We start from the raw sequence: 17,281 nt of genomic DNA, 5'->3' as shown, positions 1-17,281 counted from the left end.
TCGCGGCGGAACCGGCGCCAGAGCATCTCGATCGGGTTCAGCCATGGACTGTAGTGCGGCCCCTCGGTTCAGCGCGCCGCCAACGATCGTTTCAGGGCACCGCGGATCCTAGGCGGGACGGGCTCGCCGTCGGGGCCGGAGCGTTCACCGGTCGCTCTCCGAGAAGGGCGGAGCGAAAGTAGGCACTCGCCGCCGTGGCGGTGCCGAGGGATGCCGAGAAGTGCACGGCCGCGGCGGGGGACATATGGTAACCATCCGGGTAATCGCCAGGGTGTGCGGGCTGGATTCCTTGCAGATTGAGCAGTTCCGCACCGCCGCCGTGGATGGTTCTCCGAAGCTTCTCCGGCAGCGGGTAATGCTTGGGAAGCGGGATCGCCACGAAAATGATGTCCGTGCCGTCCTTCCTGACAGTCTCGATGAACCGCGCCAGCCGAGCATAGGTGACGGGCTGGCCGGCCACGGCTGAGCTCCGACGCGCGTTAGCGGCCTCATTCAACGTCTGCGCCAGCGCCTCGTAACCTGGGATGAGCGCGAGTACGCGCGTCTGCACCCTTTCCCTATTGGCCCATACTCTTGAGACCGCGGCGAGCAAGTAACGGACGCGGTCGCTCACGGAAAGGACGTCGTTGGAGAAAGCTTCCGCAAGAAAAGGGAGCCCAGCGAACAGGCTGCCGAGGCGCTCAGAATGTACTGGTCGATTATCCGCGAGCTGGTCCAGGGCGAAGCAGATCACCAACACGCGCGGCCGAGGTTGGGCCGGTTCGACAAAGCGCCGATACAGGTAGAACCAGTCCAGTACGCTCGTGTCATCGGGATAGATGAGAGCGAACTTCGCGCGGGGTAGGCCGTGGAGCGACCATATGCTCTCAATTACGTCGGTCCGTATTCCGGCACGGGTCAGCGAATTTCCGAGGAAGAGAACACCCGGCCCCGGTGCCGCCTCAAAATTCCGCATGATGGCAGGGATTTCCTTCACATGCTGCATGTCCAACGAGAGCCGCGATTCTGCAAAAGAAAGGCTGAATTCGCCGAGAAGAAGCATCGCCACAACGGTGGAGATCACCTTCCATTCGGATCTGCCACGGAACACGCGTCGAAGCACGAGCGCCTCCCTCAACCGGCTATCAGAATTGAAAATAGACGAACTCGTGGCTGCTCGGAGACTGAAAGAAGATCAGCATCAACACTATATATGAGTAAACCGCCGCGCGGGCAGGCCAAGCGCTCCGGACAAGAGCCAACGAGTTTTCCTGGCCACTAATCCAGCACTCGAAAATATAAAGTGGAAGAGCGTAGAAGGCGACCAGCAACAGCATGGACACTGCCTCGGGGGTTATGCTCAAGTCTGTGGCCATCAGGCACAGGAAGGTCCCGACTTGCTGCATGTTCTCGGCCCGGAACAGGAGCCAGCCAAAGCAGACGAGGTGGAACATTAGCACGATGCGCCAACTGCGCCCTAGGGCAGTAATGGGTCGTTCATTCCCCCACCCCGCGAGGCGGTATACGCAAAGCAAGACGCCGTGATAGATACCCCAGGCCACGAAGGTCCAGTTGGCCCCGTGCCAGACGCCGCCAAGAAGCATCGTAATCATGAGATTGCGGATGACGAAATACTCATTCCCACGATTACCGCCGAGAGCTACGTAGAGGTAATCGCGCAACCACGTGGACAGACTAATGTGCCAGCGCCGCCAGAAATCGCTTGGCGAGATGGCCAGGTAGGGCACCTTGAAGTTGTCAATAAGGTCAATTCCGAGCCATCGGGCAACACCTTGAGCGATCGAACTGTAACCTGAGAAATCCGCATAGATCTGCCAAGCAAATGCATAAATTCCGACGAGACACTCAGGCCCGGTAAGATGAGCTGGGTCGCGGCCGAAGATAGAATTCACCACTAGCGCCAGATTGTCTCCAATCACGACCTTTTTGAACAGACCGAGAAGGACATAGTAGAGGCCAACCACGAGATCATCAGAGCGGCGGACCCGCGGCGATTCGAGTTGCTTCAAGAGGCCCCGACCAAGAGGATCCTGCCCCTTGGCGCCGGAGCGCATGATCGGCCCGGCGACCAAATGGGGGAAGAAGGAGACGTACAGCGCGAAATTCCAAAAGCTTGTGGCCGGCTTGGTGCCCCCCCGCGCGATGTCAAAGACGTAGCTCATGCTTTGGAAGGTGTAGAAAGAGATGCCGACCGGCAATATGACTTGTGCAAGCGGCAGCGAAACACTTATACCCGCCCAGTGCAGCGCTGCGACGAACTCGCTCGCGAAGAAATTGTAGTATTTGAAAAATCCCAACAGCGATAGATTTGTGATCACGGAGAGCCAAATATAGCACCGCTTGACCTTGTCGGACGGAGCAGAGGCGACGAGCAGGCCGAGGCAGAAGTCCATAACCGTCGAGAAGGCGATCAGAGGCACGAAGCGCCAGTCCCACCATCCGTAGAAGATATAGCTGGCCGCAAGGATGAAGAACGTCTGCGTGCGGAATGGCAGCCGCCAGTAGACGAGAAATACGACGGCGAAGAAAATCCAGAACGTCCAGCTGTTGAACAACATTTGCGTTCACTCCGAGGCCGGCACCGAAAGCCATCAGACGTTCCCCTACTGCGGGAAGGTTAGTCTCCCTCGGAGCAGCACTTGTTGATGCCTGCCAATTTATCCGTGACCTAGACAGACCCGTAGCCTGGCAAGGGGCTATCGAGCCAGGGCTGTCGCAAAGGCCAATGCTCTGAGGTTCACGGTTCATTAGCCATACCGGCTCAGCTTCCCGCTGAGTTTCGGAGCTAGCCGATGATCCTCGACGCCCTTGCCCTCGAGCTGAAGCGGGAGGCTCACGGCGACTTTAAGGGCTGCAATTTCGAGGTCACGCTGATCATCCAGGCTCTATCCCGGTGCCTAAGTTGCCCATTGAGCTACAGCGACATCGAGGATATGCTGCTGCGGCGCGGGCTGCAGGAGGACCACTCTACCGCCAAGCGCCGGGTGCCGGTCGGCCGACCCTGCCTCGTAGCAGAGGTGGACGCGTTCATGTTTGGCGGCCAACTTTTGCGCGACGATCTGGATGAGATTCCGTATTGCCTCACTCAGAATGCCCCCGGGCTGAACGGTCATTGCCGTACGCCGATGCTCCCGATGGCACGGTCGCGGACCCCGGCCCCCCTCGGAGGACCGGGCACCAAGCTGGTAGGCTCCCGCTGACGCGTTTTCACACTGCGGCCGCAGGGCCCGATCAATCGTCGCGGCACTGATCGACAGCAGGGCCGCCCAGATCTCGGATGCGAGGGTGAGGTCGCCATGGCATTCCATCTCGCGGGCACCAGCGTGAGGATGAGCGCCTCCCACCGTCTGAAGATCCGGTCGGAGGCCTCCCCCAGCAGGATCAGCGCCGCGCCGACCGTTTCGTCGTACAGTCGGCCCGGCAGCCGCACTCACGGGCCAATTCAACATCATGCCGCGTCTTCGGATTAGCGTGCCGTGAGCTCAAAACAAATCCGCCTCGGATCATGGCTGATCTCACCTCTGACAATATATTCGTTTTAGCTCCGACACCACGACGTCCGGGGCGTGCCTTCGGCCAACGTAATCCAATCCGTTTGCACCAAGAACTTGATTCAGATCGGCATCGTGTACCAAAGTCATAACATTGCTGATAAGCACATGGACATCACTGCTTACGAGTCCAAGCGCCTCTTCGACAATGACTCCGCCGGGATCGACTGAAAGCGAAACAACCGGCACGCCAAGGCTCCAGGCCTCCAGCATCGTGTTCGGAAAACCCTCGGCGTCTGACGTGTTGACCAAGACTTTACTATGCGCCAACGCGTGTTGAACGTCGTCAGCGCGCAGTTCTCCAAGCATAGAGACGTTTTTGAGCGATGCGGCGCGATGCGCAAGATGAAGGCGCACGTCGCTCGGCAGAACGGGATCGTAGCCGCCGACGACCGCGAAAGTCAGGGTCGGGCAGGCTTGCGCAAGATCGAGAAGCCGATCTAGACGCTTCTCTAGGCGGATTTTCGCAATCCAGATTACGTCGTAGTGTGCTGAATCGTAATTGCGAGGCCTGCTACGGATATCGCGCACTATATTCGGGAGAAGAGTGGTCTTCGCCCGTAGGGTCGGTGCAAGAGCTGCACGTTGGCGCTCATGTTGAACCGCGATCAGGTTTGCGCTATACAGCCCGAGCGTAAAAAGCGGCGCGTGAAACCACCGGCGGTGATCGAAGGCCGACCACGCGCGCGTATGCAGATCGTGCGCCAAGGCGTAAACAAAGCAGGCCCTCGGCCGGACCCGAGCAGCCAACCCCATGAACACAAGAAAGTCGCTCGGGAGGCGTGCATAAAGAATGTCGGGCGCAAAACGGCGGAGAGCTCGCCAGAAGGCAAGGAAGCTTTTCGGTCGGCGCCAATCCGGAGCTGCATCGATACATAGGACCCCCGAGACAGTCTCGGGCGGGTTCGAGCCGCGCCCATCACCGTAGATGATGCTAACGGCGTGACCACAGGCTGCAAGGGCGGCGGCCAGATAGGCGATTTGGGCCTCAGCGCCGCCGGAAGTTCTCGAATCGCCGGTTAACACTTTGAACGTGCGCTGTCCCGGCGAGAAGAAGCACCAGCCCGGGAGCCTGCCAACCGAGGCCGTCGGTCGGACATGCCCTCTAGATGGCTTACTCCTGTGCTGCAAGTCCAGGCCGTGTCCGTCGACAATGACGCTCATAAATAGCATGAGCCTCCGCGGCGACTTCTACCCTCGCTGATGGTGTGGTCACGGCATTTCATTTCGGCACCATTACCCTGGTGGATAAAGGTGACCCAGCGACGGCCGGTCGCACGGAGCCTGCGCTAGGAAGAGAGGAAGCCGAGCTTCGTCCAAGGTCGGAAAGTCGGCAGGATCAGTGCGTCTCAATGGCAGCCTCCAAACCCTGTTTCTGCTTGACCTCCAGCGCGTCGCCAGGTTGAAGCTCCGTCTCCTCGCTACCCGCGATCCGCGTCCATTCGGAGCCGGATCGTCGGATAATTGTCACCACGACCGTCGCGGCCGTGCCTGGAATGATTACGCCATGTATTCCGCCGAGAAAGGCAAGCTTCTGCTTGGCGCCGTCCAGCCTCACTATAAGCTCGTCGAGTTTGCCGCGCTGCTCTCGCAAATCGCGCAGGAGTTCAAGCTCATGCTGGCTGTCGAGCTTCGACTGCCGCCACACGAACTCGTCGCGCAGCTGTTTGACTTCAGCGAGCCGTGTGGAGGTCTGCAGCCGGCGCGTCGATGAGAGTAGGACGGCCCGCCGCGTATCCGTGACGCGCTGAGTGACGACGCTGCCCGATCCGAGAAGCCTGGTCAAACGGTCGAGTTCCTCCGAGTCCGCCTCGGCACCACGTCGCTCTTCCTGCTCCTGCGTTGTCAGCGACGCGATCTGCTCATCCGCCTTAACGATAGCCCCGCTCAGGTAGGCTCGTTCGCGCGCAAGGTTCGAAAGGCCGACCTTCAGTGTGCGTGTTTCGATCCGGACAAATTCCGCCAGTGCAGACTGTGGTACGGAAACACCGTCGAGGGATTTCTGCTTGATCTCTTCGACACCCTGCAATTCTGCCTCAAGACGCCAGAAGCGCGCAATCTCCCGCGCATAGTCCAGCAGGATGGTTTTGCGTTGGCGGTCGTACTCGGCCACGTCGACGCCCGCGGTCGCCGCACTTCCGCGCAGGAGGCTCGGACCTCCAGAGAGAGCCAGCGCTTGCCGGACGGTCATCATCGGACGGAATGGGTACTGCCCCGGGGTCTGGACGTCACCGCTGACCACGATCGGTCGGTACTCGATCACCGTGATCGCGGTATCGCCTGGCTGTAGTAGGATTTGGCGTTCTCGGCCGTCGGAGCCACGCTGCCGCAGGACCTTATTCGTAAGGATCCCCTCCACGGTCGATTGAACTTGACGCGGACTCAGTCCTGCGACCTGCACCGTCCCGACGACTGGCACTGAAATCGTTCCGTCTATCTGGACCACAGTGCGCTGGTGCAAGTCAGGCATTCCAGCAACCGACAATTCGAGCGTGTCTCCGGACGCAAGCCGATACTCGGCACGGGCCGGGTTAGGCGCGCTGCAACACAAGACGATGATGAGAGCAGCAAACCGTTTTCGGTGCCCTGCGGAGAACCGGCCTGTATGGGATCGGTTCATGTCATGTAGCCCCACTGTTGTCGGACAAGGCCAGCCGCTAAACGGGAGCGCCACCATGCGATCGTCTGAACCAGGCCGTCGCGCAAGTCCGTTTGGGGCCGCCAGCCAGTCGCGGCCTCAAGGGCCGTGCTGTCGGCGAGCAGCGCGCGCACCTCTGAGGAGGCTGGTCGCAAGCGGGCGGGATCTTGGGCAATATCCTTGCCGCAATCTGTCAATTCGAAGATGAGTGTGACGAGATCGGCGATCGCTGTCTGCCGGCCGCTCCCCGCGTTGTAGGGCTGCCCGTACCGGATCCCCGGCGCACACCCGATCGCAAGGAAGGCCGCGACGGTTTCCTGGATGAAGGTAAGGTCACGTATGGGTGTCAGGTCTCCTACGCGCAGAACCTGACAGCTCGGGTCAAGAGCCTGCCGGATCAGAGTCGGCACGATTGCGCGCTCACTCTGGCGCGGACCGAAGGTGTTGAACGGGCGCAGTATCGCTACCGGGAGATCGAATGATAAAGCAAAGGATTGCGCGAGCATATCGGCACCGATCTTCGACGCCGAGTAAGGCGATTGCCCCTGTAGGGGATGCTGTTCGCTGATCGGCATGGTGAGCGCCGTACCGTAGACTTCGCTCGACGACGTATGCACCACACGGGACACGCCGCACTGGCGGGCCGCTTCGAGGACATTTAGAGTCCCGAGTACGTTCGTCTCGACATAGGACTGCGCTGCCACGTAGGAGTGCGGGATAGCGATCAGCGCCGCCAGATGAAAGATGACGTCGTGTCCGGGGACGATCCGCTGGATGAAACCCGGGTCCCGCACATCACCGCGCACCACGTCGAGCGCGCTGCGGATATGATGTGGCACCTCGTCAAGCCACCCATGGCTGTCGAACGAGTTATACAGGGCTAGTGCGGTGACCGAGGCTCCGGCCCGCACTAATGCCTCGGTCAGATGTGAGCCAATGAAACCCTCGGCCCCGGTAATAAACACTCTCGCATCCCGATAATCCATCTCAGGTCTCTCTTGTGGAATGCCAGGCCGACCCGAATTCGGGCGAAATCCGCCTGATCAGGCCAGGACACCTTTCGAAGATCGGACCTCATTAAGTAATTCTAGCTACTCCCGCATGGCTGCGGCGCCGAGGGGGTATAGGGTCCGGGCGGTTGAGACCGAGATCGCAGCGTCAATCGTTCCGAGGTGGTCAGACGGGGTTGATTCGATTAGCGTTGCTCTTGCGTCGCTAAAGACATCGGACAACGGCCTTAACGGGGCGCTCTCCGGGCCGATCCGCGAGATCGGGACGCCACAGACGGCTGCAGCACAGTAGAAAATCAACCGCGCGTCGGTTAGCACAGTTCGCCGCCGAAGATAGTCGAGATCGATGAGTGCCTTGATCGGGAAGAGAACGCTGCGGTAAAAATTCACCGCATCTGCGTCGGTTCCCGCATAGAAGGCGGCCTCGTTGCGGAAGAGGATCTGACAGGGACCCACTAGACCAGGCCTATGATCTAAAAGACGTTCGAACTCGCCTTGGAAGCAATCGGCAAAGGTCAGACTTTCAGGGCGCGGCCCTACGATGGCCATTTCGCCCCGAAGGACGTTCCAGAGTTGCGGGAGCTCATCGAGCTTCGCCAGCATCAAAAGCCTTCCGACGACAGTCATTCGCGCGTCGTCCCGCCGGGTGAGCGGAGATCCATCTGGATCAGCATCAGCGCGGAACTTTCTGAATTTGTACATTACGAACTGGCGTCCGTTCCGTCCGAGGCGGACTTGCCCGAACAGCACAGGACCTCGCGACTCTGTACGGATTGCGACCGCGATCAGCAGCAGCAGTGGGAGGATCAATGCGAGGGCTAAGACTGCGACAAGCAAATCGAAGATGCGACGAGCGCGATCCTCTGGACTTGATGCTGCGAGCGCAAAGCATGGTGCGATTCTGATCATCTTAGGTTCTGCGCAACCTGATCGAAGGGAGCGGTAGGGTGGTGCAAAGAGAGCCGCTGTGAAGCGAGCGCCGCCCCAAGAGCTGCGACCACGCGGGCGACATCGTCTGCCTCCATGGCCGGGTGCAATGGCAGGGTCAGCTCTCGCGCGGCGAAATCCTCTGTGGCAGGTAAACTGAGGTCCGGAACAAAAGACCGGTAAAATGAAAGCCGATGGACCGGCGGATAATGTATGGTGGTTTGAATGTCCTCAGCCCATAACGCGTCGATCACCTTCTGGCGGTCGATTCCGGGCGGCAGCAGCACCGGCATAATGTGGTTCACTGACGGACGGCCAGCGTCGAACGGAATGGTCACGTCCGGATGTTCACGCCCGAGGCTCGAGCGGTAGAGCGCGGCCAAGATTTGCCGCTTGTGGTTCCAAGCCGGGAGACGGGTGAGCTGCACCAGTCCGACAGCTGCCCGCAGCTCGTCAAGCCGATAGTTGAAGCCGAGTGCAGTCACGTCGTAGGTAGGCGCGCGACTGGTGAGGCGCTGGTGCGTCCCGCTGGTCATCCCGTGTCCGCGTGCTCGGCGGATCGACTTACGCAGACCTACATCCGCGGCCAGAATCATCCCTCCCTCGGCGGTAGTCATATTCTTGTTGCCGTAGAAGCTGAAAGCCGCGGCCTCGCCGAAGGTGCCGACGCCAGGTAGCCCCGCCGCATGGGCGGCGTCCTCAATCAGCCGCAGATGGTATTTCCGCGCAAAGGCACGCCATACTTCGCGGTCGGGCATGTAGCCAGCGAAATGCACCAGGATGAGGGCTTTAGTCCGCGTCGTGCACTTCGCGGCAGCGTCATCAACACACATAATTGGCAAATCCGGCGCGCTGATATCGACAAATACCGGCTTCGCACCGACATAGAGGATACAATTCACCGTCGCTACAAAGGTCAGAGCCGGAACGAGAACTTCGTCGCCGGGACCGAGTCCGAGCCCCTGAAGAATGAGGTGCAGCGCCGCGGTGCAGGAGTTCACCGCAACGGCATCCTCGGCCTGGTGCATCGCGGCGAAGGCTTGCTCGAAGTCATCGACGCGCTTTCCCATCGTGATCCAGCCGGAGTCGATGACCTGAGACAAGGCTGCCGTCTCCTCCGGCCCAAAAGATGGTTCGGAGACGAGCAGCGTCCCGGTACGTCTCGAGCGTGCTTTGCTGGATAAGGGAGCATTCGCAGCCATCAGCTAACAGCCTTCAGCAGAGCGGGCGTTTGCTCGTCCCAGTCAATTTCTTGCGCCTTCTGAAAGTCGTCTACACGGCCAATATCTAGCCACAGACCACCGTGTTTGTATGTGGTCACAGGAATGCGCTTCTCCAAAAGACAATGAACCAGATCGTCCACGCCGAACGGCACACCGCTCGGAATATGCTTCAGGATTTCGGGCTGCATGCAATATACTCCCATACTGACGTCATTGAAGAGCGTCGGCTTTTCCATAAAGCCTGTCACAGTGCAGTCTTTGTCTTCAATGACCCCGAAGTCCAGTTTGTTGTGACGTGTCGTGGTGGCAATTGTCATCAAGCTGCCGCGGTCGCGGTGGTGCCCGAGAAATCCCTGCAGATTAAGATCGGTCAAAACGTCTCCATTCAGGACGAAGAATGGTGACGTAAGATGTTTTTTTAGCAGAGTTAGCGGTCCGATTGTGCCTAGTGGCTCAGCCTCCTCGGTGTAAACGATATTCGTTCCCCACTGACGCCCATTTCCGCAGAAGCTACGAATAAGGTGGCCCAAGTACCCCGTCGTGACATAGAGCTCGACGACGCCATTTCTCCGCAGCCATTTGATTAAGAGCTCAATCACAGGTCTTGCGCCAATCGGCATCAGCGGCTTGGGGAGAATGGACGTATATGGTCTGAGACGCATCCCGCGTCCGCCTGCTTGAATGACGGCCTTCATAGCGACCTCCTCATGCTCTGCAGGGTTCGCTCGGCATTATCGTGAGGTCCGCGCACGAGCGCAGAATCGGGCGCCCGCAGATGCAGCCTCGTTAATTCGTGGCTTGTTAGGGCCGCGCCCCAACAAAGAGCTGCTTCGGTCTGGTTGCGCAAGCCCGTGAACAGCCGCCGATCTTAAAGGGCTCAAACCTATCAGATTTGCCGCCGTGCAGTTGTACCGAGCATCCCATACTAGATCGATTTCAGAATACTGTATGTTTCAGAAGGCTGCCCATCGCATACCGCAAATCTAACCTCAGGTTTCTAGATTGGTTCTTCAAGACCGGTCGGCTTAATTATACCTCCGCGTTGTGTCCCTTATTGAGGCAATAGTTATGACGTTGACTGACTGCTGCTCATACCGCACCGGCGGCTCTCGAAATTGACATCCATCAAATCATTAGCTGTTTTTCGAACCTAGCGTGCGGCGTCGTGAGCCGGCCGGCGGGCAACGACTGAAGCGCTGTTGCTCTCGGTGAGTATGCTCGCTGCTTAGAAGGGGGGGAGTGTGAACAAGGATGCTGGGGACTTTATCCGCAATCGTCGTTTGCGCTTTTCGTCCGCGGTCATGTCAGATCGAGCGGAACCGGCTGCAGAGACGCGGGACGGACAGCCGGCCTTCGGCGGCCGGCGGCCGATCCTCAATATCATACGGCGACGCGCCCGCTTCATTGCGGCAGTCGCACTGACCGGCACAGCGCTTATCGGCGTTGCGGCTTTGGCCGTTCCACCCTCCTACACTGCGACGGCGCAGCTTATGGTCAGACCGACCAGTTCCGAGATAGCTGCCTCGCTCCTCGGTCCGGTGATCGATACGCACATCGCCATGATGACATCCGTCGACTGCTTGCGCCGTGTGTTGAAGAGGCGGCCGAAGATGGATAGCTCCGCCGCATTTGTCCCCGAGCGCGGGCCGCCGACAACGAGTGATCGTTTGCGCAAGGCGTTGATGGCAGCGACTGCCGCCGCCAAAGCGGCACTCTTTCCGGCTCGTCCGGCACAGGATGGTTCGGTTGCGGAAGGATCGGCTCAGGAGCTTGCAGCGCTCAAGAACTCTCTTTTGGTGCGGCAAGAGCGACTCTCGAGTATCGTGGCCGTCAGCGCCATGAGCAAGAACCCTTACGAGGCGACGGCGACGGTCAACGAGCTCGTGACACTGCACGTTGAGCAATTAGCAGAACGGAAGCGTCGCGATACAGAGATGCTTCGTTCTTTACAGGATGCGGACATCGAGGGCGCGCGCAGAGAACTGAAGCAGGCAGAGGACGCTTTAACAGCGTTTCAGGCTGTCCACGGCACTGTCGGCCCGGACGACACCGCCGACCTAATTGCGGAGGTGCAACGCCAGCTCGCGCAGGCGCGGGCGGACCTACGCCTGCGCGAGCTGGCGCAAAACCGCGCCAACGTACCGGCCAATGATGACGAGTCGAACGCTTCGTCCGAGAGCCGCCGGGTCGGCCAACTGGAATTTAGGCTTCGGAACCTCCAGGACAAAAGCAGACTTGCGTTCCGGGAGCGAATGGATCAGCAGGCACTCGAGCTCCGGATCGCCTCGGCGCGCAAATTGCTCGATGACATGATGGTCCGCCGGCAGGAGGACACGAAAGATTCGACGCAATCTTTCGCGGCCGACGCGCGGGTCTTTTCCCTGGCGACCGTCCCCTCGCGCCCGAGTTCGACGAACCCGCTACTCTTGGTGCCGCCTGCATTCGTGGCCTTCAGCGTGCTTGGCGTGGCACTCGCGGTGCTGATTGACCGGATGGACCATACGGTGAGAAGTGTGCGCGAGGCCGAGGACGCTGCAGGATTTCCCTGCCTCGGACTAATCCCGCGCCTGTTGCCGCACTCATATTTCCGCTGGTCAAGAAGCCTCAAATGCCGTGAGCAATTACGCGCGGATGCGCTTGAAGCGGTATCTCAGTCGATTGCCCAGCTCTACGACGGCAGGCGTGGCTTGCGGATCATACTCATCACGTCTGGGTGCGATGCCGATGACAAGCAAGACTTTGCGATTGACCTCGGCAGCCATCTGGCTTGTACAGAATACAGAGTCATGGTGATGCGAATAAAGGACCGGCAGACGGCGTCCGGCTCCGCCCGGTGTAGTGTGCAAGCTGCTGCTGCAAGTGGGGATGACTGTTCATCAACGCGCAATCCCAATTATCGGTTCGACCCGGTTCACGCGGCGGCACAGGAAATCACCGGACTCCTTTCCCGGTCGGGCGAGCGTTTTGAAATTCTTCAGGCTTCATATGATTACATCATCATTGACGCGCCACCGGCCCTGCTTACGATGAACACGCGCATTCTGGCGGCGAAGGTCGACGGCGTTGTTTTAGGACTGCGCTGGGGTGCCACGCGGCGGGAGACTATAAGTGAGACGCTCTTAGCGCTCCGCCGGGTTGCTGAATTTTCCAGCGAGTTTAACGTTGACTACTTTACGGTTCTAACCGACGTCGACCCCAATGGCTTTTGGTATCGTTGGCCGGCAATCGTCTAGTATCCGTGGCGCTATGTTGAGTGGGTCCCTTCGGGTGGGCACAGTCAGGCGGCGGTTTTGACTGTGTATTGGGCGTGTTGCTCCTCGAACCGCACGGAGCTCAGGCAACCGAGTGCGGAGTGTAGACGGCGGGCACTTTAGACCTCGTCGATGAAGCGTGGCAGCTCGCCGGCAACATCGGCGAAGGCCTCGAACGTCATGGGGCATACGGCTTCGACCTTGAGCGTCTTCATGGAGCTTTCAGCCTTGGCGTTATGGTAGGGATTGCCCCGCCGGTCCATCGGGCCAACGCGCCCGTGCTCGGCCAAGATCTTCCGATACGCCTCGGCAGCGTATTGACTGCCGCGGTCCGTGCGATGGGTCAGTCCAGGAGCTGGACGACGTTCGATGGCCGCGCGCAGGGCCGCGACGGTCAGGCGGGCGTCGATGGAACGGCTAAGCGCGTAGCGGACCACCCGCCGCGGACAGGCATCCGAGGCGCAATCCACTATGCCGAAGGAAGTCGGCTTATAGGTTACCGCTTCGTCTTCGGCATCTTCGTCCGAGTTCAAGTATCGAACCGGATCCCACGGCCCATTCTTAATTGGCATGGCGGTTCGTGAGACATGTGGCATCTACTCACCGCCCGCGATACGCCGCAGTTCTTCGGGGCGTCGAAAACGGATGGTCTTGCTATTGGGCAGGTCGATGATGCCGCGGTGCTCGAGTTCTTTCAGGCCACGGCATACTGTTTCCAGCGACGTACCTATATGATCTGAGATGTCGCGTCTAGGAACAACAAATCGGACTGCGTCATCAAATGTCAAAGAAGGCGGAAAGTGCTTTTCCATCCGAAGAAGCCACCAGGCGATACGGCTGAGAGAGCAGCGGTGACTGATTGCATCGAGAAGTGCTAGCGTCTCTTGCAGAACGGGATCGGCCATGATCAGCGGTTCTCCCGTCGCCAGCGGAAGCGCCTTCGCGCCCCGCAAGGTGCAGTGCGTCACGGCTTCAGCTGTGTAGAACGACGGGTGGCGAAAACAGGACCCGACGACGTCACCGGGCCAAAAGAAGGCAAGAATCTGCCTGCCTCCGTCTCTTTTCAGGCAGACTGCACGGATACAGCCCTCGATCACGCAGTACGTCTGGTCCTGCGTCTCTCCCTGCCAAAAAATCACACTATCTCGGTCCCGCTTGGTGACTGACTGCGTCGCTGCTGAGGCGTCGCGCGCAAGACCAAATAAATCGTTGCCTTGCAGATGCCCTAATCCACGGGAAACGTCTTCACTCTGGCGCATCGCAATCATCTAACTTTCCTCCGTTTGCCAAGCTAAGCGCCGCTACGGCAGACGCTTATTGGCAAAGAATTGAACGTCCACATTTGGACGTCGGAGCGAGAACGTCCGCGCTCTTCGCCCGCACTAGACTATGATCGAGTTCGGATAAATAGCCATCCGAGGGTTATTAGGTCACATAGATCCGTGAATTCAGCATACATTTTTCATTATGGCAAGTACGATCCATCGGGCCGCGGATCGATTCGCGCGAAAGTTGATTTTCCAGAGCGGATGGATCTGTAATCTTTCGTACCTGCGTTGAAAATACTTGGACAGCTCAGCACAAGGCCGCGTGACGGCTAAGAGCTCCGCATCTTTGTGCCCATCCGCTGCGTACTAATGGCAAACAGCAATAGAGGTCGGCGCAGCATCTCCTTTTTCCGCGTTTCGGAATGAGGCGGCGAAATTGCTACAGGTTACTTCCAGTGGGACTGCTGGTGAGAGCTGGGCACCCGGAATTACGCACGTGTTTGTGCGAGCCGGATTTTCCTGGCTCCCTCATGGGTTGCGCCATATCGCACTGGCTTAGTTGTCTGGATGCGAGACCTCCTTGGCGTCGGCGACAACCTTGAGCGCTTTTGGGAGCGCATCCGGGTCCGGCGGTTTGGTGACCGGCTTGGCGAGTTCGGGTTTGGCCGTCAGCCGCTCGCGCAGGACCACATCGGGTGAGCGGCCCTTCAGGACACGCTGATGGCGGCCGTTGTAGGCGACATTGAAGCCAGCCAGCAGCATCTCAAGATCCTGGTGGCTGTAGAGGGTGATGCCCAGCACCTCGCGCTGCACCCGGCCGTTGAACCGCTCGACCATGCCGTTGGTGCGCGGCGTGTAGGGTTTGGTCATGCGATGCTGCACACCGTGCCGCTTGCAGGCGTGCTCGAACGCGTCGGCCGTGAAGCACGAACCGCGGTCAGTCAGCACGTGCGTGACGCGGAACGGAAAAGCGCCGAGCGCCTCGTCGAGGAAGGCGACGGCCGAGGCGGTGGTCTCGTCGTCCTTGACAGCCAGATGCACGTAGCGCGAGGCGCGATCGATCGCGACGTACAGGTAGCGCTTGCGCAGGACGCGATCGCGATCCTGCAGCTTGTGTCAGTGGGCGTTGAATACTCCCTGATTGTGGGGACCGAAAATTCCCTGGTTGGTGCCCTGGCCTGAGTGCGCGGCGGGCACCCCGCGTCCCCGGGCTTATCCATCCTCCGCCATCATGCCCGCCGATGCGTATCGGCCGGGAGCGACGAGGATGGTCCTGCTGGGAGAACTCCTCATGATCCTCGACCTGCACCGCCAGGGTCTGTCGATCACCGCCATCGCCCGCCGGACCGGGCGCGATCCAAAGACCGTCCGCAAGTACATCGCGCGCGGCCTCGAACCGCCCGCCTACGGTCCACGCCAAGCCGGACGCCCGAGCAAGCTCGCCCCCTACCTCGTCTATCTGCGCGAGCGCGTCGCCGCCTTTCCTGATCTCAGCGCCGTGCGCCTGACCCGCGAGCTGCGGGAGCGCGGCTATACGGGGGACTACACCGCCGTAAAGCGGTTCGTGGCCGCGATCCGGCCGCCCGAGGCCCAGCCCTACGAGGTTCGCTTCGAGACGCCCGCCGGCCAGCAGGCGCAGGTCGACTTCGCCCGCTTCGAGGTCTCCTTCACGGACACACCGGGCGCGACCTGCATCGTCTGGCTGTTCTCGCTCGTGCTCGGCCATTCCCGGCATATCGAGGCACGCTTTGTCCTGCATCAGGACCTGCAGACCCTGCTGCGCTGTCACATCCAGGCGTTTGCCGCGATGGGCGGCGTGCCGATCGAGATCCTCTACGACCGCATGAAGACCGCGGTCACCGGCGAGGAAGCGGACGGCCACATCGTCTACAACCGATCCCTGCTGGCGCTGGCCAAACACTACGGCTTCCTGCCGCGTGCCTGCCGCCCCTACAGGGCCAAAACCAAGGGTAAGGTCGAGCGGCCGTTCTCCTACATCCGCCAGGACTTCTTCCTGGCCCGCTCATTCCGCAACCTTGACGACCTGAACCTCCAGCTCAAGGTCTGGCTCGACACCGTCGCCAACGTTCGCCTGCACGGCACCACGCAGCGGATCGTCTCGGAGGCCTTCGCCGCCGAGAAGCCCGAGTTGCAGCCGCTGCCGGCCGTGCCCTTCAATGCCCTGCTCAAGCTGGAACGGCGCGTCAGCCATGACGGCCTCGTCTCGATCGGCGGCAACTACTACAGCGTGCCGGACCGGACGCGGCGGGTCGTCGAGGTGCACCAGCTGCCCGACACGATCCGTATCCTCGACGGCGGCCGGCTCGTGGCGAGCCACCCGATCCTGGAGGGCCGGCGACAGTACCGCGTCGATCCCGACCATCGACAAGGCGCGGCCGCTCGGGCCATGCGGCACGGCCATCCCGACAGCCTGACGATCGGTTGCCGGGGCGATCACGTCGCCCGGCGCTCGCTGTCGGTCTACCAGGCCGTCGGCGAGCGGCTCGCCGCCGGGATCGAGGGCCGGTCATGACCCGCGCCGCCCCCTCCCATGCCACCACGACCCTGGACAGCATCAAGCGCAGCTTGGTCGGCCTGCGCATGCCGCGCGCCCTGGAAGTCCTCGACGCCGCGATCCGGCGCATCGAACAGGGTGAGATCGACGGCATCTCTGCCCTCGACGAGATCCTGACCGAAGAACTGACGTTGCGCGAGAACCGCCGGGTGAAGACCGCCCTGCTCGTGGCACGCCTGACCACGATCAAGACGCTGTCGGGCTTCGACTTCGCTTTCCAGCCCTCCCTCGACCGGGAGCGGATCATGGCGCTGGCGGAACTGACCTTCATCGATCGGGCCGAGGTCGTCCATCTCCTCGGCCCGCCCGGCACCGGCAAGAGCCATCTCGCCACGGCGCTTGCCGTCGAGGCGGTAAAGGCCGGGCGCAGCGTCGTGTTCTCGACGCTGGCTGATCTGATCGCTTCGCTGGCCAAAGCTGAGCGCGACGGCGCGTTGCGCGAGCGGATCCGCTACCTCAGTCGGGCCTCCCTCTTGGTGGTGGACGAGATCGGGTACCTTCCCGTCGTTCCGGGTGGGGGCAACCTGTTCTTCCAGCTCGTCAACGCGCGCTACGAGAAGGGCGCGATGATCCTGACCTCGAACCGCGGCTTTGCCGAATGGGGAGAGGTATTTGGCGATCCCGTGGTGGCCACGGCTCTGCTGGACCGCCTGCTTCATCACGCCGTCGTCGTTCAGATCGAAGGAGCGAGCTACCGGCTGCGCCAGCATGGCGAACTTGTGCCCGAGCACGTCCGCTCGAAGGCACTCATCACCCCACCGCCCCCTCCACGCCGCCGTGGCCGGCCACCAAAGAGCGCGACCCTCGATCACAGCGCCGGCTGATCACCGTCGACCAC

The 17,281-nt window shown here is 60.6% G+C and carries 13 protein-coding genes and 2 pseudogenes; 4 read left to right on the top strand and 11 right to left on the bottom strand.

The annotated features are described in order from the left end of the window. Positions 1-91 precede the first annotated feature (91 nt). Together ACYCO6_RS02665 and ACYCO6_RS02660 are read right to left on the bottom strand one after the other, a co-directional pair. Positions 92-1,102 carry a Rossmann-fold NAD(P)-binding domain-containing protein gene (locus ACYCO6_RS02665; RefSeq protein ID WP_459769032.1) on the bottom strand — a complete coding sequence of 337 codons (1,011 nt, stop codon included), beginning with the start codon at positions 1,100-1,102 and terminating at the stop codon, positions 92-94. A 22-nt stretch (positions 1,103-1,124) separates the two neighbouring features. Then, on the bottom strand, positions 1,125-2,558 hold the full coding sequence (locus tag ACYCO6_RS02660) for an MBOAT family O-acyltransferase (RefSeq protein ID WP_459769030.1): 1,434 nt from the start codon (positions 2,556-2,558) through the stop codon (positions 1,125-1,127). 234 nt (positions 2,559-2,792) lie between these two features. On the opposite strand from ACYCO6_RS02660, the pseudogene ACYCO6_RS02655 reads away from it, so the two are divergent. Beyond that, positions 2,793-3,008: pseudogene (locus tag ACYCO6_RS02655) on the top strand (IS6 family transposase); the annotation flags it as partial. A gap of 507 nt (positions 3,009-3,515) precedes the next feature. Here ACYCO6_RS02655 and ACYCO6_RS02650 read toward each other — a convergent pair. The 6 genes from ACYCO6_RS02650 to ACYCO6_RS02625 all read right to left on the bottom strand — a co-directional run bounded on the left by ACYCO6_RS02650 (position 3,516) and on the right by ACYCO6_RS02625 (position 10,044). Then, positions 3,516-4,715, bottom strand: coding sequence for a glycosyltransferase family 4 protein (locus ACYCO6_RS02650; protein WP_459769027.1), 1,200 nt, complete (start codon positions 4,713-4,715; stop codon positions 3,516-3,518). Between the two features lie 175 nt (positions 4,716-4,890). Further along, the gene (locus tag ACYCO6_RS02645) at positions 4,891-6,171 is read right to left on the bottom strand and encodes a polysaccharide biosynthesis/export family protein (protein WP_459769025.1); all 1,281 of its coding nucleotides are present in this window, start codon (positions 6,169-6,171) and stop codon (positions 4,891-4,893) included. Continuing rightward, a complete protein-coding gene (locus ACYCO6_RS02640) occupies positions 6,168-7,175 on the bottom strand; it encodes an SDR family NAD(P)-dependent oxidoreductase (RefSeq protein ID WP_459769023.1) in 1,008 nt (335 codons plus the stop codon). The genes ACYCO6_RS02645 and ACYCO6_RS02640 overlap by 4 nt, the downstream gene beginning before the upstream one ends. Before the next feature lie 105 nt (positions 7,176-7,280). Next, positions 7,281-8,108 (bottom strand): sugar transferase, encoded by an 828-nt coding sequence (locus ACYCO6_RS02635; protein ID WP_459769021.1) that lies wholly within the window; start codon positions 8,106-8,108, stop codon positions 7,281-7,283. Beyond that, entirely contained in the window at positions 8,105-9,328 is a 1,224-nt protein-coding gene (locus ACYCO6_RS02630; RefSeq protein ID WP_459769019.1) for a DegT/DnrJ/EryC1/StrS family aminotransferase, read from the bottom strand. The genes ACYCO6_RS02635 and ACYCO6_RS02630 overlap by 4 nt, the downstream gene beginning before the upstream one ends. Further along, the gene (locus ACYCO6_RS02625) at positions 9,328-10,044 is read right to left on the bottom strand and encodes a nucleotidyltransferase family protein (RefSeq protein WP_459769017.1); all 717 of its coding nucleotides are present in this window, start codon (positions 10,042-10,044) and stop codon (positions 9,328-9,330) included. The genes ACYCO6_RS02630 and ACYCO6_RS02625 overlap by 1 nt, the downstream gene beginning before the upstream one ends. A gap of 546 nt (positions 10,045-10,590) precedes the next feature. Between ACYCO6_RS02625 and ACYCO6_RS02620 the strand changes: the two genes are divergently transcribed. Then, entirely contained in the window at positions 10,591-12,582 is a 1,992-nt protein-coding gene (locus ACYCO6_RS02620; protein ID WP_459769015.1) for a GumC family protein, read from the top strand. Positions 12,583-12,719: 137 nt separating this feature from the next. On the opposite strand, the gene ACYCO6_RS02615 is transcribed toward ACYCO6_RS02620, so the two are convergent. From ACYCO6_RS02615 to ACYCO6_RS02605, 3 genes and pseudogenes are all read right to left on the bottom strand, one after another. Beyond that, a complete protein-coding gene (locus ACYCO6_RS02615) occupies positions 12,720-13,133 on the bottom strand; it encodes a transposase (RefSeq protein ID WP_459769013.1) in 414 nt (137 codons plus the stop codon). Positions 13,134-13,196: 63 nt separating this feature from the next. Beyond that, on the bottom strand, positions 13,197-13,868 hold the full coding sequence (locus ACYCO6_RS02610; RefSeq protein ID WP_459769011.1) for a Crp/Fnr family transcriptional regulator: 672 nt from the start codon (positions 13,866-13,868) through the stop codon (positions 13,197-13,199). A 555-nt stretch (positions 13,869-14,423) separates the two neighbouring features. Continuing rightward, positions 14,424-14,981 (bottom strand): annotated as a pseudogene (locus ACYCO6_RS02605) (DDE-type integrase/transposase/recombinase); the annotation flags it as partial. A gap of 154 nt (positions 14,982-15,135) precedes the next feature. Here ACYCO6_RS02605 and istA point away from each other — a divergent pair. Both istA and istB read left to right on the top strand, forming a co-directional pair. Continuing rightward, on the top strand, positions 15,136-16,401 hold the full coding sequence (istA, locus tag ACYCO6_RS02600) for an IS21 family transposase (protein ID WP_459761958.1): 1,266 nt from the start codon (positions 15,136-15,138) through the stop codon (positions 16,399-16,401). After that, on the top strand, positions 16,398-17,267 hold the full coding sequence (istB, locus tag ACYCO6_RS02595) for an IS21-like element helper ATPase IstB (protein ID WP_459761956.1): 870 nt from the start codon (positions 16,398-16,400) through the stop codon (positions 17,265-17,267). Before istA ends, istB begins: the two co-directional genes overlap by 4 nt. Positions 17,268-17,281: the final 14 nt, after the last annotated feature.

Source organism: Methylobacterium sp. CM6257, assembly GCF_054611515.1.
The sequence above is the reverse complement of the archived record's forward strand: the minus strand, read 5'-3'. Positions and strand labels throughout refer to the sequence as shown.